The organism is Arundinibacter roseus (assembly GCF_004348825.1).
Classification (GTDB): domain Bacteria; phylum Bacteroidota; class Bacteroidia; order Cytophagales; family Spirosomataceae; genus Arundinibacter; species Arundinibacter roseus.
Genome location: NZ_SMJU01000018.1, coordinates 66,636 through 89,488 on the forward strand (window position 1 = coordinate 66,636; position 22,853 = coordinate 89,488).

A 22,853-nucleotide genomic window follows, 5' to 3' on the forward strand; every position below is an offset into this window, starting at 1 on the left:
CCTTCACTTAAAGATATTTTGTCTTTCATTTTTTCTATACCCATTCTGCTTCTTCGGTTTCGTGCGCAATGCGTTCAATGTTTTTCATACGTTCAAAATTTTTGGGGCGAGATAAAAACGTGTACATCGCCGGAATTACGTAAAGCGTCAGAACGAGTGAAAACAGTAGCCCGCCCATAATTACAATTCCCATCGACATGCGGCTGCGTCCGGCCGAGCCCAACGCCAGCGCTATGGGCATGGCACCCAGCACCGTAGCGAGGCTCGTCATCAAAATGGGCCTAAACCGCAACACCGCCGCCTGCCGGGCGGCTTCCTGAATCCCCATGCCTTTTTCCCGCAATTGATTCGCAAACTCGACAATTAAAATCCCATTTTTCGTAACCAGTCCAATCAACATAATCATTCCGATCTGACTGAAAATATTGAGCGTTTGGTCAAAAAACCACAGCGAAAAAACCGCTCCACCAATCGCCAGCGGCACGGTGAGCATGATGATAAACGGATCAACAAAACTTTCAAACTGCGCGGCCAGAATAAAATAAATCAGAATGAGCGCCAGAAAAAACGAGAAAAGTGTGTTGGAAGAGCTTTCGGCAAAATCGCGCGAAGCACCGCTTAGCTGTGTATAAATACTTTCGTCGTTGAGCTTGTCGCGGGCAGCGTCCATGACGGCAATGCCGTCGCCGATGGTTTTGCCCGGAGCCAATGACGCCTGCACCGTGGCGCTCATGTAGCGGTTGAAGTGAAAAAGTTGCGGAGGGCTACTTTCTTCTTCGGCTTGTACGATGTTGTCGAGCTGCACGAGATTTCCCTGTGAATTTTTGACAAACATACTTTTCAGATCGAGCGGTTCGTCGCGGTTGGTGCGGTCAAACTGTCCAATCACCTGATACTGACGTCCATTCATGGTAAAATAGCCAAAACGCTGTCCGGCAAAAGCCAGCTGCATGGTTTGGGCCACATCGGCCACAGACACGCCTACGGCCTTTGCTTTTTCACGGTCTATCCGGATTTCGAGCTCAGGTTTACTGAATTTCAGGTTCACGTCCGTCACCGCAAACGTGGGATCATCAGCAATTTCTGCCATGAATCTAGGGACGTACTCTCGCAGTTTTTCAAAATCGGGTGCCTGAATCACGTATTGCACGGGTAGCCCGCCCCGTGAATCGACAGAAATAGTTTGTTGCTGCACCACAAATGACTTGGCATCCGGTAGATTTTTGAGTCGTTTGGTAATCCAGTCGGCTATCTCCTGCTGACTCATATCCCGCTCTTTTTTATCCACGAGCGCAATCCGACCGTTGCCATTATTGACCGCACCCAGGCCCGAATTGCCCGGAGCCGTAATGAGCATGATGCCTTTTTTTCCGGGCATCGAATCCATCAGCATCTGACTCACCGACTGCACGTAATTGTCCATAAACTCAAATGAAGAGCCTTCGGGAGACGTCATTGAAAGCCTGAACCAGTTGCGGTCGTCGAGCGGCGCAAGTTCGGATTGAAGATTTTTACCAAAAAACCAGATCATCCCCAACGTGAGTAAGATCAGCGGAAACGCTACCCAACGGACGTTCATGAAGTTATTGAGTGCCCGCCCGTAGCCGTTGGTAAGACCTTCAAAGAATGGTTCGGTTTTGGTATAAAACCAGCTTCTTTTCTGGTCTTTTTTGGCAAGATAGGCATTCAGCATGGGCGTGAGCGTGAGCGACACAAAGGCTGAAATGAGTACGGCCGCCGAAATCACAATCCCAAATTCCCGAAACAGTTTACCCACAAATCCCTCCATAAAAATAACGGGCAAAAACACCGACGCCAACGTTATGGACGTTGACAAAACGGCAAAAAGGATTTCGTTGGACCCTTTGATTGCGGCTTCAATGGGGCTCATGCCCTCTTCTATTTTCTTAAATATATTTTCGGTGACCACAATTCCGTCATCGACCACCAAACCGGTGGCAAGTACAATAGCGAGCAGCGTAAGTACATTGACAGAAAAACCCATGAGATACATCACAAAGAAGGTCCCGATCAGCGAGACCGGAATATCGATCAGCGGCCGGAATGCTACTACCCAATCCCGGAAAAAGAGATAGATAATAATGATTACGAGCCCAATCGCAATCAACAACGTTTCGCCTACTTCTTCAATGGAGCGACGGACAAAAATGGTATTGTCAATGAGCGTTTCGAGTTCAAAATCTTTGGGAAGCTCGCGCTTGATGTCGGCCAAACGACGGTTTACTTCATCCGAAATTTCGATATAATTAGCGCCGGGCATGGGCGTAATGGCAAGGCCGATCATGGGTACGTTATTGAGCCTCAGAACCGTTTCTTCGTTTTCGGGACCCAACGTAGCGTACCCTACATCCCGCAAATGAATGGTTTGGGTGGCGGTATTGGCTACAATCAAATTATTAAAATCCTCTTCCGAGCGAAATCGCCCGATGGTTTTTACGGTCAGTTCGGTGTTATTTCCGGCGATTTTTCCGCTGGGTAATTCCACATTTTCCCGGTCCAGGGCACGTTTCAAATCCTGGGTCGTAATGCCGAGCGCTGCCATTTTTACAGGATCCATCCAAATCCGCATGGCGTAGCGCTTTTGGCCAAAAATCCGTATATCACTCACACCGTCAATTGTTTGCAGGCGCTGAGCAATCACGTTTTCGCCGTAGTCGCTCACTTCGAGGTGCGAGCGTGTAGAGCTTTGAAGCGTCAGCACAATAATCGGTTCGGAGTTTGCGTCGGCCTTGCTCACAATGGGCGGGCCGTCAATATCAAGCGGCAAACTCCGCACGGCTGAGCCCACTTTGTCGCGGACGTCGTTAGCGGCACGTTCCATGTCGGCACCAATATCAAATTCAACCGTAATCTGACTGGCACCCTGACTACTCGTTGAATTAATGGATTTTATTCCTTCAATGCTATTGAGTTGTTTTTCGAGCGGCTCCGTAATCTGCGATTCGATAATGTCGGCATTGGCTCCCGTATAGCTTGTGCGGATCGAAACCACGGGCGGATCAATCGACGGAAACTCACGCGTACCGAGGTAGGTAAAACCCAGAAAGCCAAACAAAATGATGAGCAGGTTCATCACGATGGCTAATACCGGCCGCTTAATTGATAAAGTTGAGATACTCATAGTTTCGTGAATTACCTAAGGTTTAACGGTTGGTGGTTTTGGTGACCTTCACCGGAGAATCTGCTTTAATGGTCATAATTCCCGACACAATCAGCGAGTCGCCGGGCATCATCCCTTCTGTTACCTGAATCCGGTCGTCGGTGCGCAGGCCCGTGGTCACGAGTACTTCCTGCGCTTTCCCGTTTTTCACTACGTATACTTTTTTCCCTTTCAGAATCGGCACGATAGCTGCCGTTGGAATCATGAGTGCATTGGCATTTCCGCTCAAATCGGTCAATACTTTTACGAACATTCCCGGCACAAACAACCGACCGGGATTTTGAGTAATGGCCCGCACGCGTTGCGTTCGCAGACTTTCGTCTACTTTGGGGTCAAGCGCAATGACGCGGGCCGAGTAGCGCGCCGCATCGCCGTCGAGACTCAGCTGCACGGTGCTTCCCAGGCGAATATCCCGGGAATATTTTTCAGGAATTGTAAAATCTACTTTTACCGGATTGGTCTGTACGAGCGTCACTACCGAAGTGCCGGGCGACATGTACGCGCCTTCGCTCACGTTTTTCAGGCCGATCGTTCCGGTAAAGGGCGCCCGGATTTCGGTTTTTTCTAACTCTGCCAGAATAATCTCTTTATCGGCTCCCAGCGTTCGGACATTATTCATCGCAATTTCATACTCCTCTTTACTGATCGCCTCAATTTCCATCAGCTTTTTCTGGCGTTGTTCAATATTTCGTGAAAGTGCGGCATTGTATTCGAGCTTGGCAAGTTGCGCCTGCAAATCTTTGTCGTTGATCTTGGCAATAAGCTGCCCTTTGGCCACCACGGCTCCTTCCTTAATATTCAGTTTGACAAGCCTTCCCGCAATTTCGGCTTTCAACTCTACTTCTTCGTTGGGTACTACCGTACCGGAAGCATACAAGATATTATCGATTTTTTCAGGCTTGGCCACGTACACTTCTACCGGCACCGCTCCGCCCGATGATTTGCCAGCAGCAGGTGCTGATTTTTCACTATTTTTTTTTGAGGAAGAAGAAGGAAAAAAATAAATCTTGCCAATCACGAGCGAAAGAATGATTCCAACCAAAATAAGAATGGGACGCATGAGTAGTTATTTGTGAAATAAAAAACAAAAAAACTTCATATAGTACAAGGAAAAGAAGGTTCCTGCAACTACCTGTAAATCTATAAAAAACAGAAGTAGCTTTTGTTCTACTACCCGGTCAGGTTCCAATTTGTTTTGACCATTTGCAGCTCTACCAAACAATCATTTGTGGTTAGTTAAACTCTTTTACCCAGTTGATTTGTAACCGTGCGAGTAAAAAAAACGAAGCGGACAATCCCTGAGGATCATCCGCTTCGCGGGTATTTTATCTAAACAAAAAGGCTTGCAGCCGTTAGTCTTCTATCTCATTTTCTTCTGCTTCTACCAATTCCGCCACCTCGGGGAGCCGGGGCGCCCGCGTTTCTTTTCGTTTATCTTTAAATTTTTTAACCTGCATTTTCAACGATTCTACTGCTAAATCGGTGGCTTCCTCAAAGGTAGTTCCCTGCTCTTTCACAAACATTGTTCCGCCGGGCACATACAGTTTTACTTCCAGAAGCTTGGTATGAATCTTATTCGTATCACTTCCATCCAATTTAAGAAAAACCTCTCCACTCGTGATCCGGTCATAGAACGTATCGAGTTTGTCCATTTTCTGTTGAATAAACGCCAGCAAACTTGCGTCGGCGTCGAAATGGATGGCTTGCATTTGCAGTCTCATAAGCACTATTGTTTAAGGTAAAACATACATTCTGCCGTTCTTCATTCCGAAGACCGGAGATAAAATAGCGCTTCGGGATCGGTGATTTCATCCCGAATCGCTACTCGTCCCGGTCAGTGCCGGATGACGAATCGGTAGACTAAATCAAATCATTTTTAGTCAGAATGTCAAGTGGCCTGCCTATGTTTTTTTCCTTATAAAATTCTATTGACCCCAGGAATCGATCAAATTTCTTCCAGCAATGAGCGGAACGAAACGTAGCGCTCTTTGTATCTTTCGTGGAGTTTTTGTTGTAAATCAGCCTGATACTCGTCCTGATAGCGCTGAAAATCTTCCAGCGAATTAAATTCAAACTGAATGGAATAAGTCGTTCCTTCGTTTTCAATTTCGGTTAAAAGTCGCAAAACCTTGTGCGAAACCGGCAGGCCCGTGGCCAGGTAATCGGGAATGTGTACCGTACGCATCCAATGCAGCCACTCCTGCTCGGCCATTCGGCTGATGTTGACGGTGATGTTGTATAAAATCATAGGGGTAAATTTGATGCAAAACGTTTTTTACAGCCCCAAAGGTAATTCCTTTCTTTCGTTCCTCCCTTTCGCTGTATTTGTACAGACTCTTTTTCGGGACTACCTTTGCGGGCAGAATCATTCATCCTTTTAATTTTCACCAACATGAACATTCTTGTACATGCGCATTCGGGCCTACGCTATGTCGTGCTTGCCCTGCTGATTGCCGCTATCGGCTCGGCCTATTCCAAATGGCAGCAAAACGACGGCAACGACAACAAGCTTTATTCCTTTGCGCTCATTTCCGCTCATATTCAACTGCTGATCGGTCTGATACTGTATGTGATGAGCCCCAAAGTTGATTTCAGCATGATGGCCGACAAACTGTATCGTTTTTATACCGTTGAGCACAGCCTGATGATGATCGTGGCGCTTGTGCTGATCACCGTCGGACGGGTTCGTTCGCGCAAGGCCGTGGCCGGTTTGAAGCACCGCACCATTCTTTTCTATTATGGCATGGCGCTCATCCTGATTTTGATTTCGATTCCCTGGCCTTTCCGCAATTTGGGAGCAGGCTGGTTCTGAGTAAGTTTTAGTTAGTAAGACAGGCCGGGTAATTACTTTTTATGTAAAAAGTAATTACCCGGTTTTTTTATGAAAATCAAATACTACCTCCTGTTATTGACGGCTGCTGTTGCGGCTGCTCTGCTGGTCAATTTTACACAAATTTCCTCCGTCGGTACTTCCGAATGGCGCGAGTATCTGGGTGGTCCGGACCGGGCGCATTATTCTCCACTCAAACAAATTACGCCCGAAAACGTCAGTCAGTTGACGATGGCCTGGCAGTACCAAACCGGTGACAGCGGACAAATGCAGTGCAATCCCATTGTGGTGGATGGCGTTTTGTTTGGTACTACGCCTTCGGTGCAGGTCTTTGCGCTCGATGCCGCCACGGGCAAACAACTGTGGCGCTTTGCCGACTCCCGCGACCCGCAATGGTACAACACAAGCCGGGGCGTGACCTATTGGGCCGATGGCTCCGACAAACGAATTCTGTTTACCGCCGGGCCGTGGCTCTATGCACTCAATGCCCAAACCGGGCAAATCATTGAGTCGTTCGGCGACGGTGGGCGGGTGAGCCTCCGCCTCGGATTGCCCGAAAATGCGCAGGATAAGTTCATTTGCTCCAACACACCCGGCACAATTTATAACGATCTGATCGTAATGCCCGTTCGGCTTTCGGAAGGCCCCGATGCCGCCCCCGGCCACATACGTGCGTTCAACGTGCGCACAGGTGCTCTGGCCTGGACATTTCGAACGATTCCGCATCCGGGCGAGGCTGGCTACGAAACCTGGGGCAAAGACAACTGGAAAAATACCGACGTAGGCGCTGCCAACAATTGGGCGGGCATGGCCGTAGACCGCGAGCGGGGTATTCTGTATGTACCCACGGGATCGGCGGGTTATGATTTCTATGGCGGCAACCGTCCCGGCGACAACCTGTACGCCAACTGCCTGCTGGCACTGGATGCCGCTACGGGAAAGCGTAAATGGCATTTTCAGTTTATCCATCACGACGTCTGGGACCGTGACCTGCCCTCGCCGCCTACGCTGGTGCAGGTGCGGCGCGGAGGCAAAGTCATTGATGCCGTAGCACAAATCACTAAGTCGGGTTTTGTGTTTGTGTTTGACCGGGTGACGGGCAAATCGCTTTTTCCTATCAAAGAAATACCCGTCCCGACCAACGGACTTCCGGGTGAGTTCCCCTCGCCTACCCAACCCGTACCACTCCGTCCGGCGCCATTTTCCCGCCAAACGATCGGCCCAACTGACGTAAACCCGTACGCAGAAGACAAAGAAGAATTGCTGGCTAAGCTCCGGACGATTCGACATAAAAACCAATTTGAACTTCCGTCCGAGGAAGGAACGCTCATCTTTCCTGGCTTTGATGGCGGCGGTGAATGGGGCGGCCCGGCCTACGATGCCGAGTCGGGAATGCTGTATATCAATTCCAACGAAATGGCCTGGGTCATGAAAATGGAACCCGTTCTGCAAGCCAATGAACTCGCCGACCTGACGCCGGGGCAGCGGGTGTACCGCATCAACTGTGCCGCGTGCCACGGCGTCGAACGTGCCGGAAATCCTCAAAGTGGGTATCCTTCACTCGTAGACATTGGTACCCGCCGGGACCGGGATTATGTGCATACGCTGGTAAAAAACGGGAAAGGCATGATGCCAGGCTTTGGTTATCTCAAAGAAGAAGAACGAGCGGCTCTGATGGCCTATTTATTTAATGAAGAAAAAAAAGAAGTAGGGAAAAGCGTACAGGCGACCACGTTTCCGCTGCCCTATAAAATGGATGGATATAACAAGTTCCTGGACAAAAACGGCTACCCCGGCATCAACCCGCCCTGGGGACAGCTGAGTGCCCTGAACCTAAACACCGGAGAATATGCCTGGAAAATTCCGTTGGGGGAGTTTAAAGAACTTAGCGCAAAGGGCATTCCGCCGACGGGCTGCGAAAATTACGGCGGACCGGTGGTTACAGCAGGTGGTGTTCTATTTATTGCTGCCACCAAAGACGGCATGTTTCGGGCGTTTGACAAGCGCACTGGTAAACTGCTTTTCCAAACAGAACTGCCCGCAGGTGGTTTTGCCACTCCGTCAGTCTACGAAGCCAACGGCAAACAATACGTCGTGATTGCCTGCGGCGGCACCAAACTTGGCACCAAAAAAGGAGATAGCTACGTGGCTTTTGCACTTCCCTGAAAGGGTTTAGGAAAGAGGGTAAGTATCCAAAACAAGATCTACCATGAATACCTACGGTTGGTTCTGTATTCTTCTGAGTTGTTTGGCTACTTTTTGTTCAGCACAAAACAACCACACGAGCGAGCCGAAGGCTTTGCCGATTGCCCTTCCGTGTACCGCAGGCCCAAAAATCATGGGCATTGGCGAAATTTCGGAAACGGGCGCGCGGGTGCAGTTTCATGGAGAAAATATCTTTGGGCTCAGCTACGAAATCCAAAAAGAAGGACGCTCCATTCATTCCGGACAGGTAGTGCCTGCTTCTAATGTTATCCGCATTCACTATCCAAACCAATCGCCGGGAACGTATCAATTGGTTCTTTCTGGAACAACCTGTACCGGCACCGATCAGCAATCGTTCACGATTTCCCCTCCTGCTGTTAATGCTGCCCTTACGCACGTATCCAAACGCAGCAAGGCGCGGGCGGCTTCCCGGGATTCCTACGAATTATTTCTGAACACTACCGGTTACGGCTACGAGCCTGATGCCAAAAATGGTCTTCATCCCGACTGGCCCGAACGCATCGAGGCCTTTCGGTTTTCCTGGGGCTACGGCATCACGGGCATCCGGCTGTGCGTTCGCTGGAACGACTGGGAGCCGACCGAGGGGCAGTTTACCAGGGAAGGCCTGCAAAAAGTGATTGCCTACTGCCGGACCCGGGGGTTGAAACTAAGCGTATTTTTCTGGCCATGGCGCATGCAGGGAGACGGCTTCATTCCCGAAGGGCACCAAGTGACCGGACACCGGGGCAGGCCGCACGAACTGGATGGAACCAAACGCATGGGTTCGCTGGCGTCTGAACCTGTAAACGCCAAACTTTACCGGGCCGTACACGCACTCGCTCAGGAACTAAGTGCTTATGAAGGAGGCTATTACATGAGCATTGGCACAGCAAGTGCCGAGGAATTTACCAACCCGGTGATTGGCGAAGGATCCGGCGGGCCCAAAGAAATTACCGGTTTTGAACCTGTTTTTCAGGAAGGCTTCCGGCTGTTTCGACAGGAACGCGGGCAGCCGTACGTCAGGCCCACTATTCGCGAATGGGACGCCGGTGCCGCACTCGACATGAGTGATGAGGCAGGCAAAGACTTTGCCCGGTATATTTCGCTCAACCTGACCCGTTACTTTCAAAACTTTGCCCAGGCGGTCAAAGAAGGTTCGCAGGGAAAACTGCTGACGGTATTTATGTATCCCGACGTAGGCTCGCCCCAAAATGCCTGGTATCTGCACGCCAACCTGGGACAACAAGCCGCCGAGGCCGACGCCCTGTTTGGAACCGATGGCATTGACCGCACCGACAACCACCGGAAGTTACTGGTCAATGCGGTCAATTTGGGCATGGAAAAAATCAGCATGAACGAGTACGACCCGATTGACCTTGGAAGCGACGGCCCTTACTGCTCAGGCATTGACCTGACTCAAATGAACCGGGAATTTCAAAAAAGCTACACGGCCGGCGTGCAGGTTATTCACCTGGCGATGTCCTTTTGTCCAGCCGAAATTAAAGGCATGGAGCCCCACCTCCGAAACCTGCACCGACGCTATTTTAACAAACCTTACCTACGACCTCAACGGCGCGTTACGCCCGTTTCCATCACACCGGCGTTCTGGCAGGGAGAAGAAATTTTTGCCCCCTCCTGGACCGGCAATAACTACCTCAAACCCATTAATGATGATTTTTGGGGAGAGATTCGGAAGGATTAGAGGTTGACAAAATGAGCTGTCTTGTGTAAATTTTACCGAAAAAATGGCCTGGCCAACTGCTTTTTATAATCCAGATTAAAAGGTGGAATTAAAGAGGTAAAGTTTGCTTTCTTGAATCTGCGATAGCATTGAAAGTGTCACCTTCATGAATTAAGAAGAAGGTGGCAAATAGGTAAAAAGAGGTGGTACTTTGTAAAAAAAGCGGCCAAATCTAAATGATTTGGCCGCTTTTGTGGTCTCGTAGGGATTCGGAGAATCGCTATTTTGAACACACAAGTACCTCAAAATGAGCCCGCTACCATTAAGGTGCAAGGAGTGTACCCGAATTTGTGACTTGGAGTCCCAAAAAAAGGAGTTTTTGCCCCCTTTTTTGAACTGAATTTTGGATCACAAACCGGCTCTGTGGATACACCCTCAGACTTTCCCAGAGCAATTTTTAACATTTCATGCAGGTGCTCGATCTGCTCATCTTTTTTCTCGAGCTGCTCATCCTTTTTCTCCAATTGATTCGCTAGCTTAGAAAAGTTGTCCTCAAGACGTTTGATATGATCTTGCAAATAATTGTCTGGTGACTGATCTATCAAATTCGATTTTGATGAAGATGCAAACATTTCTCCTTCACCTTTTAAGAGCCACCCAGCGTTCACCTGTGGATAAATCTCACAAATGGCTTCAAGTACATCAAAACTGGGTTTATTTCGTCCATTGACAGTATTATAAATTACTGTTGGAGACTTACCGATTGATTCGGCAAATGTCTTATGATTTTTATTTAATGAACTTATCAGCTCATTAATTCGGTGATTCACTGTTTTTTCCATTCCAATTATTTGATTTATAAGCTATAATAATTTGTCGAGTCAGGTAAAATCTTGAAAATCTACATGGCATAAATCCTCGTCTGGCCCTCTCTTGTTTTCCAATCGCCTCTTGCAACTAAATATTCCGATTTAGAAATATCAAAAAACTGTCATTTGGTAGACTAATGCCTGCAACACAATCAATTGCGCCATTAAAACCTAATCACATCATCAATTTATAATCGTCTGATTATTAGCCAATTGTGAATTATTAGCAATTTAAATCTATCAAATGCTTGATTTTATAAATCATTTGATATATTATTGCATCAACAATTGCACAATTCTACAAAGTATTTGATAGAAAATCAATGCAAATGTGCAAATGGTAAATAATACAAGGCGATGGGAAAACCAAAAAACAAGCTCGGATTGCTTTATAAGCGCCAACTAAGATCTGTAAAAGCTAAGGTTTTAGAAGACCTAGCTGCCGCTGGAATTAGTCATCAGAGGTTCTATAACTGGACAGTCAAGCCAGATCATAAGATGGTTGAAATGCCAACGATTTTGAAAACCATTATATGTAAGAATATCCCAAAAGCAGAAGAACTCTTCAAAATCAAAAACACGGCAATACCAGCACTATTCTCTGATTAGGTAATTCACATGGCTTTGCCATCTACACACACAGTAAGGGCCTGATGCTGCAATGGAATGCATGAGGATTGAGGAGCGCAGCACAGGCCCATTTTAAAATGAATTCAACTACATCGAGAAAATGATTTACATATTCCTATACATCTTCCTATGTCTGGCAATCCTTGCCTGGGGAAGGCAAATAGCCAAAGGACTGAATAATTCAGATCCATAATGAAAGCATTTTAGAGTCCAATTTTCAACTATACATCTAAGCAAATGATCACGATTGAAAATCAATGTACCGTCCGGGTGGACGGTAGACTGGTGGGGTATATCCCTACCTCAAAATGGAACGATGCCCTACTTGCACTTGGCGCAACCGGTGGTTTCCGAAAAGAAGCAAAGGTATATACGGCAACGCCCATGTTGCGCTATAAACCAAAGTTGGTAAAAACTCTGAAACAGTTAATGCAATGCATTTAATATCCTACTACAAGGAAAAACTGGAAAATCACTACGAGCGAATGCTTGAATGTGAGGGAGATATGATTCAGGAATACCATCATCTGACGGCTATTGCACGGCTATGTCGGAAGCTTATGTTGGCTCCCAACAGCTGGCTAGTTCAAAAGGCAGAAGAACGCCGGGGAAATCAACTACCAATAAAAGCTTCACAAGTTGATCCAGGAAAAGTCACTGATATAGCTGGGCTATTTGTCTGCCCCGATTGTGGGAAAAGATTTAACTCTAAACAGGCTCGTGGAGCTCACGTCCGCTTTTGTGGGAAAGGAGGTAGTCATGAATGAATACACCATCACTTCCACGCCCATTCGCTACGAAAATTTGATCCAGGGTAGATTGAAGTTCCTGATTATTGAACAGGTTTTTTTTGATGAAAAAGTTTGCGTTGGTGACAGACTCATGATCAAAGAACGGTGCGCAATAAAGGGCGAATTCACCGGCAGATCTGCTGAATTTATGATTACGAGCGTCGAAAAATCATTTACAATGAAAGGCTTGCATGAAGCATTTCTTGGCCTTTCGATAACGAAGATTTCAGAGAAATTGAATGGCTCAATCTGACAATTATTATGAAGCACGAAAGCAAAACAATAGGCCAAAGTCGTACCTGGGCAGCGGCCTTGTGCGGGCAATTAGAGGACTCCTCCGGATTAGAAGCATCAGCAGCGCTTTTCGTTTTTTGGGAATGGGCGGTCCGGGAATCAAAAAATAAATATCCCTGGCTGGTGTATATGCGCTGGGGATGCAGCCGGTCAAGGCTCATCAGGAAACGAGATGATGCGATGAAGGAGTATTTGAGAAAAGCAGGAAAGTGAGTAAACGTGAGAACGGGATACTAATGTAAGGTGCTGTCTGCTTACTCAGGCATGAAGAAAGCCGCTGGAGCCCTCAGAGTGGAAATTGAATGTAGGTATTGGTGAGGCCGGGTTCGATTCCCGGAGCTTTCACAGGGTAGAGCAGAATTCTACATGAGTGCCCAAACCACGCCGGGGTAACGCCTGGCGTGGGTAAGGGAAGGTTTGTTTAAAATTTTATGCAATTGTCAATTTGGTATGAACAAAATGAAGTCACTAACCCCACTCCTACGCCTGTATGCTACCCAGAATTGAGATATCAAATGTAGTACGGCGGGCCTATAAGGCCATTGATGAGCATAACAATAGCTGCCCAATGCAAGCTGTTGAACGAAGGATTATGACAGCAGATGGCAAACCAGATGTTCAACTCATACACCGCAGGGTCGGTTTGATTCCGGAAGCAATCAGTACCACCTTCCACGCTTTGGTAACCGAGTATGTACGAAACTATAACCGCACGGCTTCCATGATGGCTGATGGAGCCTATACCAAAGATTCACCGCCTGGTCTACGTACCAATAACGTACGTCTCGCCCCCTTTTGTCGATGCACCGATCGAACCGTCAGAAACCATCTTTCCAGGCTCCGGGAGCTGGGCTATATCCAAACAAAATTTCATGGGACAAGGAAGGATTTTGAAGTGTGGATAAGCCCAAAATTCCTGTTTGAGCCCGAATCAGAAGCCTCTGTCAATGAGTTTAAAAATGCTCCAAAACCGCAATTTGAAGGGGAAAACCCGAAAAATTTTCCGCTTAATAGTACCTACATAGAGATAATAGAAAAAAAAGAAACAAGGAAAGTGGATATGTTGGTTGAACACGGAGAGAACGTTCAGGGACAGAGGGGTCGAGCAGAAACCACAGCTGTCGGCCAGCAACCCCTCAATACTGCCGGACGGAGAGAAGATCAAGTTGGGGGCGGCGGCGTGCGGCCCCGGCAGGCGATGACCTCCCTACGGCTACCAAAACCCACAACACCTCGTCGTAACCCTAAGGATCTCGCCCCAATGCATCTCAAAATGCTCGTTGAGTTCTGGCTTTATGCATGGCGAGTGATTTATCCGGGACGCGATTTCAATGATCAGGAGCAGGAAGCAGCCCTATACGCCATAATGGCAGGTGTTTACAACAATTTTACCGATCCACTTTCGGATGCAGAATGGCTAAACGTACAAGTCTATCAGCTGAGCAAACTTGACAAAGCCGGACGCTACTTTGATCGACACCCGGATGCCTATCGACCGGATCCATACGCAGTGGTCATCGCCGGAAAAGGCTATTTTGACAGAGAAAACCATCTCGGATTCATTGGCATTGAAGCCTGGATGAAGAAGGATAAAATTGAGCAGAAACGGCAACGAGATGCGTATGCTCACCGAAAACGCTGTGATCGATTGCTCATTACTGCCCGTCGTGACTTCCTGAAACTACGAATGGGGCTACCACCCCGCAAAGAGGTGGCCGGCAAAACTGAACTCGGATTGTATCAATACTATGATGCTTTATTCGCAGGCCTGGGCGCCAAATACCGGGAACGTTTTGCCAAACAATATCTTGATCGCCAAACCCATAATTTTCAGTCACCACGCTTTCAGGCCGCCCAACGAACCCGCCGGGCAGGTGGAGAAGTGTCAAAGGAAGTAATTGTGTATGTTGAAAATTACATGGAAGGTGACGGTATGGGGTATTATACCGATTGATTAAAATTTAAGCAGTTATCCATTTATAAACACATCTAAGCAAATGAAAGATCGTCGATTTTTAGGACAGCAGACCTCCAAGCGTAAACCGCTGACCCAGGAGCAGAAAGATAAGCAACGAAAAATGGCCAGCTGCTACATGGTCGTTAAATTCCACGATGGCAATGAGTGGTCCAAGTGGTCCAATGAGTGGGCTCAGCCCCGGATCAGGAATATTGGCGATGCTGTAAACGAAATGTTCCGGATCATGGAGACCTATTTCAGAGGGAAGGTGCATTCTGCCGCAATCTTTGACACCAGAATTAATAAAGATACCGGGGCTGATAACAAAATCTACCAGTTCGAGAATGGGGTCTGGAAAATGGAGAAACAGTTTAACTGGTAAAAAATGGAGCCATTACGAATTAAGCTCAACCTGCATGAGCTCACAGATTTAAGAAATTATGTGCAAGTCGCTGAGCGAATAGCCCAAAACCCTCAGGCGCGGGAAGAACTGATTGTATTGGCCGAATTTTCTTTAAAACTGGAAGTAATGTACATCCGAGCTTCCCGAAAAACAGACAAGGGAAAATCTTACCATTACCAAATACCGGTTTCGGTTTCCAGGATTTTGCATCGAAGATTTCAACAGGAAGATATTTCGCCGGAATTACAAATGGTGTTATGCGGGATAGATTATGAATTAACGAAACGTGGATTGAAGCCCAATCCCATAAAGCCAGAGCTATTTTAAAGCTTCGGTATTTAATGAAAACCAAATATTCTATGGTTGGTATCTGCGAAACATTGGAAAGTAGCCATTTAGCCTGGTCGAAATGGTCAAGATCATGCTCCGCAGCATCAAGTGCAGCAGCTGTCCCACCAAATTATCTTTTGTTTTCGATTTTTAACACGTAAACTTTTCCATATTGCTAAACAGTCAAACGTTTTGGAAAATGGCAGGCAACTATTTAGGTATAAACCTTGCTGATGGGGTAGAGACTGTTTCAAATCAAATTTTGAGACAGTCTCTTTCATTTTAGATTCAGAAAGTTTCAAAGCCCTCTACAACTTTACATTTTCAAACTCCTCTCTAAATAGCTCATATCGCTTCTGTGTATAGAAATTAGGCTCTTCCTGCATTTCTCGTAATACCTGATACAATTCATAAATCTTACCATTGTGATCAGAAAAAAGCTTCCTACGAGAGAATGCATCACATTTAAAGAATGCAATAACCGATTTCAATTCTTCGGGCCTCAAAGAGAAAAATAAACCAGGTTTTATATAATTACCCATTACATAAATTAGAAATGAGCCTTCAACAAATAAAATATGATTTCTTCCACGTGGGCCCCCAAATGACAATTTTCTTCTCATGAAGCCTGGATCAAAACCTCTATCCTTCATTTGCTTCGCATATCCAGGATAGGGTATATGCGTAGTATCAACAAAATCATTCTTTAACAAGATTTCACATAATGCCTCTGATGCTCTATATTCCATTTGGGAAGGGTTAAAACATCCCAATTTTAAAAAAAATCCATCAAATATGACTGAACACCTTCATTATCAAATAATTAAATTGCTAACTAGCCATTTGATTCTAATTGCATCAAATATTAACTTAGTGATTCCAATAAAATACAATTCTTCAATAGTTATTTTCATCTCCATAAGACCAAAATCATTTGTAACCCCTCCACCTCCCTACTTAGGCGCCCTCCCAAAACGGGAGGGTTTTTTGGTCTTTAGACAAAAAAATTACAGATATATGTTTTATTTTTATTATAGTTGCAGAAATTATAATATAATTAAAATATATTTTAGAATGACTGATACCTACAAAATAAGTCTGCCGTTGTACACCTGCCCAGTTATGGCTGGTTTCCCGTCTCCTGCGGACGATTATGTTGAGTTGGAACTCAACCTTAATGAATACCTCATTCAGAACCCTGCGGCCACATTTTGCGTACGGGTAAAAGGTAATAGTATGGAAGGTGCCAACATCAAAGCTGGCGATATCCTGCTTGTCGATCGTTCAAAGCCTGCTGTTTCAGGAAGTGTGGTTGTAGCGGTCCTGGAAGGTGAATTTACAGTTAAACGATTAGCATGGACTGAGAAAGGCACTTATCTCATACCTGAACATCCAGGTTACGAGCCAATTTATATTCCAGAGGATTCTGAATTTCAGATTTGGGGAGTGGTCACCTATACAATACATAAGCAATAGGCATGTACGCATTAATAGATTGCAATAATTTCTACGCCAGTTGCGAACGGGTGTTCAATCCTAAGATTAATGGAAAGCCCATTGTTGTACTTAGCAACAACGATGGATGCGTCATTGCCCGCTCAAATGAGGCAAAGGCACTTGGAATAGAAATGGGTACGCCAGGCTTTCTGAATGAGGAGCTATTCCAAAAGAACAATATTCATGTCTATTCTTCAAACTATGCGTTGTACGGGGATATGTCAGCTCGGGTAATGCAAGTATTATATTCTATGGTCCCAGCTATGGAAATATATTCCATTGATGAAGCATTTGTGGAACTTGGAAACATGCCTTACACAAATGTCACAGAACTGGCCCTAAACATAAAAAATACTATTTTTCAGTATACTGGTATTCCTGTATGCATTGGCATTGCGCCTACGAAAACACTTGCAAAAATTGCCAATCGCTTTGCAAAAAAGCGTTCAGATAATGGAGTGTATATCATTGGGAATGAAACCATTCGGGAGTATACTTTATCCCAGACCCAGGTAGATGATGTTTGGGGAGTTGGAAGACAGTACGCCAATTTACTCCGGGAGTATAACATCAATACAGCACTGGAACTGGCTAACGCTAACTTAAATTGGATCAAAAAGCACATGAGCATAGTAGGTGAGCGCATGGTACGTGAATTGTGCGGCCAGTCATGTTATCAACTTGATGATCAGCCACAGCCTAAAAAAGGCATTTGTACCTCAAGATCCTTTGGCCATCCAGTTACCGAATTTAAAGTTTTGGAAGAAGCCGTTGCGACATTTGCAGCTAGATGTGCAGAAAAACTCCGAAGGCAAAACTCAGCTGCAAATTTGATTCACGTTTTTGTATTTACAAACCGCTTCCGCACTGATCAGCCACAATACCATGGCAACCGAGTTATACAGTTTCCCGTTGCGTCAAATTCTTCTATTGAAATGATTGCCTATGCTTTGAAAGCATTGAAAATTATATTTCGTGAAAAGTATAATTATAAAAAGGCTGGTGTAATGGTGAGCGGAATTGTACCAGAGGGGCAAATTCAAACGGATCTTTTTGCATTCGACGAAAAAAAACGTGCAATTGATCGTAAAGCAATGATGGCGCTTGATAAGTTAAACCGTCGCATGGGTCGTGATTCTATAAAAGTTGCAAAAATGGGTTATGATCGAAGTTGGCATCTCAAGCAAGAAAGGAGGTCGAGACGGTACACAACACGCTGGGAAGAACTGCTCGAAGTATAATACCTATTGCATAATTATTTTTTATACAAATAGGGCTTTATATAAATAAAATGATATATTGAAGAGTATTGGTAGCAAAAATGAATAGGGCCTTGTGAGAAGGCCAGGTATCAGTGATGCCTGGCCTTCTCAATGATTCAAATACAGAAATTTAAGGGTTGGCTCCACTCAGTAAAAATAAGTAACTAGTACTTTGGCCGGGGCTAATTTACTATTTTTTCCTTAGAAGCGATGCAACTCGAAATTCCTGTGAAACCACATGTCAAAACTTTTTTAGAGCACCCGATCAACCTGGGGCCGGGACCTTCCGACATCCGGAAGGATCACTGGCTGGGCGAGATCCTACTGGCGGTCCTGAGCTTTCACCCGCTCGATCGTAATGACCTCGGGGTTGATTACATGCCTGCGCAAGTCAGCAAGTACTCAACCATTGTCATTAATCCAACATTTAAGATAAACTATCAGCTGGTGACCGATGGGCATTTGGCCAGAATCGGTATGGGCCTGGAAGCATGGTTCAAAATGGCAATGGTCTTCTATGTACAGGGCCGGATGACCCTGCTTCTATCCGAACAGGGTGCCGTACGAAAGTTTTATGAGGAATATGGCATTTCGAGTGAAGATTACGATCTGGATGCAGCCTTCAAAGTAGCCCAACGGGCAAGAGCACATTTGTAGAAAGTCTCTGAATAGTTGTAAAGCCTTCTGAAAACAGGAGGTTTTTTTATGTCCTGTTTTCAAAGAAAGCTGTCCTGATTTATAGGTTTTGTGTCCCTTGCTGTATGCCCTTCAAAAAAGGTGTCCTTGTAAGGGATTAGGGCTATTGCCAACTTGCTATGTATGATTACAGTTCAGGAAATTGGTGGATTTGATCAGGACACAAACGCTGGCTTTGTGCGGCGGATCAGGCTATTGAGAAAACAGGATGTATTCAGCGTAATGGATCCTGTCCGGTTCCCGGGGTACGGGCCCTTGTACGAAATTCCGTTTTCGGGTCTGATCGTTAAAGAGGGAGCTCAGGGATTTACTTTTTCGCTGCCTCCCAAAACCATCCGTTTTTCTGAAAGTGCTTTTGAAAATGAACAGGGCCTGGCCTTTGACACCTCTTTTTCATTTGAGATCCCAAAGCCATCCACCAGCCTGCTTCAATGGCTGATCACTCATCAGCACCAAGATTGGGTAGTGCTATGGGAAGACTATAATGATATAGCCTGGATCAGTGGTAATGAAGAGTTTGGCCTTAGGCTGCAAAGGAGCCGGACAGCAAGCGGCCAAAACATTCTTCTGGTAGCTATTCAGGGTAGTTTCTCTTTCCCCTCCTATAAGATTACCAGTTTCGAACTTCAAGAGCTTTTTCCACAGGGACAGTTCTCCTACCACTTTGGCCTACATTTCAATACTTAATAACTCTCGACAATGGCTTATTTCGCAAGTCTCCAACAATTCATTGACAGCATAACCGCCAGGTTGATCAGGCCCATCCGTGGAGTTGGCGGCTCCGAAGGTGTAAGCAACCTGGATGTTCTTGAAGCACTTTCTGATACTGGCAAGTGGGCAGATGATATTCGGGTACAGGCCAATGGTTTAATGGCTGACTACCCTACCCGGTTTAGTAGCCTGCAAACTACTATCTATATAAATCCAGTGTCGGGCTCGGATATAAATACGGGCGCAGTGAACTCCCCCATTGCTTCTTTGCATAGACTAGCTGCAATCGTTTCGGACAAATTCAATTTGGTCATTGTCCAGATCCAGGGCGGAGTTGTTGAAGTAACGCAGGACGTGATGATCAATGTACCGTTCATTGCCTTTGCATTCAATGCCGGAACGGGTCTGTATTTCCGGAAGAAAACGTTCGGATCTGGACCGACTGCTTATGAACAGCCCTACAAACTAAGTCTATTCAGTTTGAACGCTATGTTTACACCAAACTCCGGCGTTCCGACCCTTCAAACTGAGAACTGTAATCCGGTAGGTGGTGCCAACCTCACTTCCTATATGTTGGCCCAGGGAACAATCAATTTGGTGCAACGTGGTGCCCAGGCCTGGATGAGTTACACCAAACAAAATATTTCTATTCGAGGTATAAATCTCAATATAGGGAATAATACCGTTATGTTCTCAGGAACAAATTCGGGAAGCGTGATCTATAATCCGCTGGGCGGAGACTCGAATTATACCCGGAACAGTGGTACTGTTACACTTGGGGAAAATGCTTTTGAACAGGTTAATTTTCTGGACAAAGTAATTTTTACGCTCAATGGACGAATTGTAATTTGTAAACAGTCCATGAACGACATTGAATTTACATTTCCAATTACATTTCAGGGAGATGGTGCCAACGCAAAAATAGCTTACGTAGAGTTCCTACCAGGTATGGGCATTTATTGCGATCTGGAACTGAGTGTGGGTTCTGGTTTTGCCGTTGGCTGGGTGATGCAGAAAATGGTTACGAAACATTTTTCTTTTTATTCCGGAGCAGTCGGAAGTGCTTCAAGCATCAGGCAAAGCAAGGTTGTAGGCTATCGAAACACCGGTGGTGCAAGTAGTTATACCGCTATTATTGGAGCAGCCTCACCCGCATCGGCTGTTGAGAATATAAAGATTCCGATTCAGCGACCGGCTAATTCCTATACTAATCACTTTTGGGTAAGTCTAAAATTCACTGGCAATTCCATTAGTACAGCTGTCTCTATTGTCCGGAACATAATCAATTATCTCAAAATTATTGATCCGGTAAACGACGCCTCTCCGCAGTATGAGAATGTGGATAGCACCCCGCAAACATTGATGCTAAAAGCGGGAGATACCTACACGATCAATCGACCGTGGCCTTTTTTCTATTCAATTTTGCATAAAGATGCGGCTTGTACCGTAGGAAGCACTACGCTTTCAACCACGCTGATTAATGCGGCAAATACGAGTTTCAGCCTGCCGTTAACCGGATCAGGCTTTTGTACCATCCAAATAACTCCCTGGACGTAATGAAAATTTCAAATCATCCTGACGCTCCCTCAGTTGAGCGCTTTGTAGAAATATTGGCGCGGGTAGATATGCCCAATGAGCGCCGGGGCTCCTATACCCTACGCATCTCGCATGTAAAAGATGGAGCACCCTGGTACGGCATTGAGTCGCCGGCCATAAACCGCACGGTTGAAACGAGTGATGATAAGTTGGTCGATTCGTTAACAGGTGCTCGCGTTTATCCAGATTCCGAAGGAGCCATTCCCGAAGGTGCCGTTGGCGAATATTCATTTTTGGCTGCGTTTGTCCCCAGAAATCCTGAAACGGGTGAAGCCCTGGCCCTTGCCTTGGGTCAGATCCATCAGATCCTGGACGAATTTCTGATTCAACGCATGGATGAAAGTGGGGTGTTTGACGATTTTAGAAGCCTGGTATGACGAAGTATCCTGACATCCGGCTCCGGAAATGCGTAGAGCCCCAGGCAAAGATTGATTGGTTTGAAATTGTGGAAGATTGTGACTGTGGAAAGATGATCATTTCTGCCGGCTACAAAACGGACTTCGCGTCAGTACCACGGATTTTGTGGAGTCTGTTCCCACCACATGGCCGGTGGACCAATGCCGCCATTAAGCATGATTGGTGGTATGACCAAAAGGTAATGGAAAATGAGCTAGGACCGCAAGAAGCCAGGTACTGGGCCGATCATGACTTTTTGTTTGATATGCTCCGAGAGGGTGTACCGAAGTGGCAAGCCTACCTTTTTTACGGTATTGTACGTCTTTTTGGCCGTAAATGGTGGGTCAATTGATTTGGATTTTTTTAAATTAGCACTTTAATGGTGTGGATATATGTCAATACAGCCCGACTGCTCTTGCGGTCGGGCTGTATTTTTTGCATACCCATTAAAGAGTATTGCAAACATGAATTCTTTGCATACATTGCACCATTAATTTTAGAGGAGGGATATTCCAATCAGCCTGGTTGCTTTGCAGCCGGGCTGACTTTTTTTTGTCCTGATCTATTGACTTCTTATTCTGCTATTTCGTAGCTGACGATTTATGTAAAATCAAACGTACGCTAGTGTGACGGCAGAAACTTTTTCAGGCATGTGGTTTATTGATGAGCCATTTGCCTCACGCATGCAGGGAATTATTCTCCCTCGCCTGGTGGCAGGCAAAGACCCCATTCCAGCGCATTTAAATCAAGTTTCCACCCGGCTTCGCTACGAAATTTCTCCCTACGATGAGAAAGGCGGATGGAATGAAGACAGATGGTATCTACGGAATTTTCTGAGAACGGGCGGTGGTGATGTTGCCGTCATACCGGTGGAAGGAACCATGAGCCGCTACGGCTTTTGTGGCTACGGCAATGAACGCATTGCCAGTGTTTTGCAGGAAGCTGATCGAGAGCCGGAGGTCAAAGCCGTAGTGTTGAAGCTCGACACGCCGGGCGGTACGGTCGATAGTACCGACATGCTGGCGGATAGTATCCGGAATTTCTCTAAACCCATCATCGCCTGGACCAACTACTGCGCCAGTGCCGGATATTTTGTGGCCAGTCAGTGCGATGAGATCATGCTGGAAAACTCCATTTCCAGTGAGGTTGGCTCGATTGGAGTCCTGATGGTTTACGTCGATCAAAGTGCCGCACTTGAAAGAGAAGGCTTGGCAGTGACTATTTTTCGGGCCAAAGGATCCCACGAAAAGGCGTTGATCAATGGCATTGAGCCTTTGACCGCCGAGCTGGAAAAACAAATTCAAACGGATCTGAATGAAGCCATGGTAGCCTTTCACGGCTACGTCCGGCGTGGACGTGCCGGCAAACTTAAAAGTGATTACGTACTGACCGGCCGGATGTTCAAAAAGAAAGCTGCACTCAAAGAAGGTCTTGTGGACCGGCTCGGTACCTTGGGAGATGCCATCACGCTCGCCCGAAAAAAGGCTGTGTAGTATTCAATTTCTGCGATAATTAAGTATCAAT

At 46.1% G+C, this 22,853-nt stretch carries 25 protein-coding genes; 19 read left to right on the forward strand and 6 right to left on the reverse strand.

Features of this window, described 5'->3' with window-relative positions; genetic code table 11:
* Positions 1–34: 34 nt before the first annotated feature.
* From EZE20_RS21520 to EZE20_RS21535, 4 genes are all read right to left on the reverse strand, one after another.
* Positions 35–3,142, reverse strand: a complete 3,108-nt coding sequence (locus tag EZE20_RS21520) for an efflux RND transporter permease subunit (protein ID WP_132121642.1) — start codon at positions 3,140–3,142, stop codon at positions 35–37.
* Between the two features lie 22 nt (positions 3,143–3,164).
* Positions 3,165–4,241: an efflux RND transporter periplasmic adaptor subunit gene (locus EZE20_RS21525; RefSeq protein ID WP_132121644.1), complete on the reverse strand. Its 1,077-nt coding sequence runs from the start codon at positions 4,239–4,241 to the stop codon at positions 3,165–3,167.
* A gap of 292 nt (positions 4,242–4,533) precedes the next feature.
* On the reverse strand, positions 4,534–4,902 hold the full coding sequence (locus EZE20_RS21530) for an HPF/RaiA family ribosome-associated protein (RefSeq protein WP_132121646.1): 369 nt from the start codon (positions 4,900–4,902) through the stop codon (positions 4,534–4,536).
* Between the two features lie 224 nt (positions 4,903–5,126).
* Complete coding sequence (locus EZE20_RS21535; RefSeq protein WP_132121648.1) at positions 5,127–5,429, reverse strand: DUF4286 family protein; 303 nt, start codon at positions 5,427–5,429, stop codon at positions 5,127–5,129.
* Between the two features lie 144 nt (positions 5,430–5,573).
* Here EZE20_RS21535 and EZE20_RS21540 point away from each other — a divergent pair, with 144 nt between their 5' ends.
* The 3 genes from EZE20_RS21540 to EZE20_RS21550 all read left to right on the forward strand — a co-directional run bounded on the left by EZE20_RS21540 (position 5,574) and on the right by EZE20_RS21550 (position 9,918).
* The gene (locus EZE20_RS21540; protein WP_132121650.1) at positions 5,574–5,993 is read left to right on the forward strand and encodes a cytochrome B; all 420 of its coding nucleotides are present in this window, start codon (positions 5,574–5,576) and stop codon (positions 5,991–5,993) included.
* A 69-nt stretch (positions 5,994–6,062) separates the two neighbouring features.
* Complete coding sequence (locus EZE20_RS21545; protein ID WP_132121652.1) at positions 6,063–8,177, forward strand: outer membrane protein assembly factor BamB family protein; 2,115 nt, start codon at positions 6,063–6,065, stop codon at positions 8,175–8,177.
* 43 nt (positions 8,178–8,220) lie between these two features.
* Positions 8,221–9,918 carry a hypothetical protein gene (locus EZE20_RS21550; RefSeq protein WP_132121654.1) on the forward strand — a complete coding sequence of 566 codons (1,698 nt, stop codon included), beginning with the start codon at positions 8,221–8,223 and terminating at the stop codon, positions 9,916–9,918.
* Positions 9,919–10,199: 281 nt separating this feature from the next.
* Here EZE20_RS21550 and EZE20_RS21555 read toward each other — a convergent pair whose 3' ends face one another.
* Complete coding sequence (locus EZE20_RS21555) at positions 10,200–10,739, reverse strand: helix-turn-helix domain-containing protein (protein WP_132121656.1); 540 nt, start codon at positions 10,737–10,739, stop codon at positions 10,200–10,202.
* Positions 10,740–11,123: 384 nt separating this feature from the next.
* Here EZE20_RS21555 and EZE20_RS21560 point away from each other — a divergent pair, with 384 nt between their 5' ends.
* The 8 genes from EZE20_RS21560 to EZE20_RS21595 all read left to right on the forward strand — a co-directional run bounded on the left by EZE20_RS21560 (position 11,124) and on the right by EZE20_RS21595 (position 15,168).
* The gene (locus EZE20_RS21560) at positions 11,124–11,375 is read left to right on the forward strand and encodes a hypothetical protein (protein WP_132121658.1); all 252 of its coding nucleotides are present in this window, start codon (positions 11,124–11,126) and stop codon (positions 11,373–11,375) included.
* A gap of 258 nt (positions 11,376–11,633) precedes the next feature.
* Entirely contained in the window at positions 11,634–11,840 is a 207-nt protein-coding gene (locus tag EZE20_RS21565; RefSeq protein WP_132115900.1) for a hypothetical protein, read from the forward strand.
* Positions 11,831–12,163, forward strand: a complete 333-nt coding sequence (locus EZE20_RS21570) for a hypothetical protein (RefSeq protein ID WP_132121660.1) — start codon at positions 11,831–11,833, stop codon at positions 12,161–12,163. Before EZE20_RS21565 ends, EZE20_RS21570 begins: the two co-directional genes overlap by 10 nt.
* Positions 12,156–12,440 (forward strand): hypothetical protein, encoded by a 285-nt coding sequence (locus tag EZE20_RS21575; RefSeq protein ID WP_132121662.1) that lies wholly within the window; start codon positions 12,156–12,158, stop codon positions 12,438–12,440. The genes EZE20_RS21570 and EZE20_RS21575 overlap by 8 nt, the downstream gene beginning before the upstream one ends.
* Before the next feature lie 8 nt (positions 12,441–12,448).
* Positions 12,449–12,694, forward strand: a complete 246-nt coding sequence (locus tag EZE20_RS21580; protein ID WP_132121664.1) for a hypothetical protein — start codon at positions 12,449–12,451, stop codon at positions 12,692–12,694.
* A 277-nt stretch (positions 12,695–12,971) separates the two neighbouring features.
* A complete protein-coding gene (locus tag EZE20_RS21585; RefSeq protein WP_132121666.1) occupies positions 12,972–14,435 on the forward strand; it encodes a hypothetical protein in 1,464 nt (487 codons plus the stop codon).
* A 43-nt stretch (positions 14,436–14,478) separates the two neighbouring features.
* Complete coding sequence (locus tag EZE20_RS21590) at positions 14,479–14,820, forward strand: hypothetical protein (RefSeq protein ID WP_132121668.1); 342 nt, start codon at positions 14,479–14,481, stop codon at positions 14,818–14,820.
* A 3-nt stretch (positions 14,821–14,823) separates the two neighbouring features.
* Positions 14,824–15,168: a hypothetical protein gene (locus tag EZE20_RS21595; RefSeq protein WP_132121670.1), complete on the forward strand. Its 345-nt coding sequence runs from the start codon at positions 14,824–14,826 to the stop codon at positions 15,166–15,168.
* 311 nt (positions 15,169–15,479) lie between these two features.
* Here the strand turns inward: EZE20_RS21595 and EZE20_RS21600 are convergent, their stop codons facing one another.
* On the reverse strand, positions 15,480–15,920 hold the full coding sequence (locus EZE20_RS21600; RefSeq protein ID WP_132121672.1) for a hypothetical protein: 441 nt from the start codon (positions 15,918–15,920) through the stop codon (positions 15,480–15,482).
* Between the two features lie 325 nt (positions 15,921–16,245).
* Between EZE20_RS21600 and EZE20_RS21605 the strand changes: the two genes are divergently transcribed.
* From EZE20_RS21605 to EZE20_RS21640, 8 genes are all read left to right on the forward strand, one after another.
* A complete protein-coding gene (locus EZE20_RS21605; RefSeq protein WP_132121674.1) occupies positions 16,246–16,647 on the forward strand; it encodes a LexA family protein in 402 nt (133 codons plus the stop codon).
* Positions 16,648–16,649: 2 nt separating this feature from the next.
* A complete protein-coding gene (locus EZE20_RS21610) occupies positions 16,650–17,909 on the forward strand; it encodes a Y-family DNA polymerase (RefSeq protein ID WP_132121676.1) in 1,260 nt (419 codons plus the stop codon).
* A gap of 231 nt (positions 17,910–18,140) precedes the next feature.
* Complete coding sequence (locus EZE20_RS21615; protein ID WP_132115880.1) at positions 18,141–18,587, forward strand: hypothetical protein; 447 nt, start codon at positions 18,141–18,143, stop codon at positions 18,585–18,587.
* Between the two features lie 162 nt (positions 18,588–18,749).
* Positions 18,750–19,313: a hypothetical protein gene (locus EZE20_RS21620; protein WP_132121678.1), complete on the forward strand. Its 564-nt coding sequence runs from the start codon at positions 18,750–18,752 to the stop codon at positions 19,311–19,313.
* A gap of 12 nt (positions 19,314–19,325) precedes the next feature.
* On the forward strand, positions 19,326–20,894 hold the full coding sequence (locus tag EZE20_RS21625) for a hypothetical protein (RefSeq protein WP_132121680.1): 1,569 nt from the start codon (positions 19,326–19,328) through the stop codon (positions 20,892–20,894).
* On the forward strand, positions 20,894–21,310 hold the full coding sequence (locus EZE20_RS21630) for a hypothetical protein (RefSeq protein WP_132121682.1): 417 nt from the start codon (positions 20,894–20,896) through the stop codon (positions 21,308–21,310). The genes EZE20_RS21625 and EZE20_RS21630 overlap by 1 nt, the downstream gene beginning before the upstream one ends.
* On the forward strand, positions 21,307–21,681 hold the full coding sequence (locus EZE20_RS21635) for a DUF1353 domain-containing protein (RefSeq protein WP_132121684.1): 375 nt from the start codon (positions 21,307–21,309) through the stop codon (positions 21,679–21,681). Before EZE20_RS21630 ends, EZE20_RS21635 begins: the two co-directional genes overlap by 4 nt.
* Positions 21,682–21,955: 274 nt before the next feature.
* A complete protein-coding gene (locus EZE20_RS21640) occupies positions 21,956–22,822 on the forward strand; it encodes a S49 family peptidase (RefSeq protein ID WP_132121686.1) in 867 nt (288 codons plus the stop codon).
* Positions 22,823–22,853 lie beyond the last annotated feature (31 nt).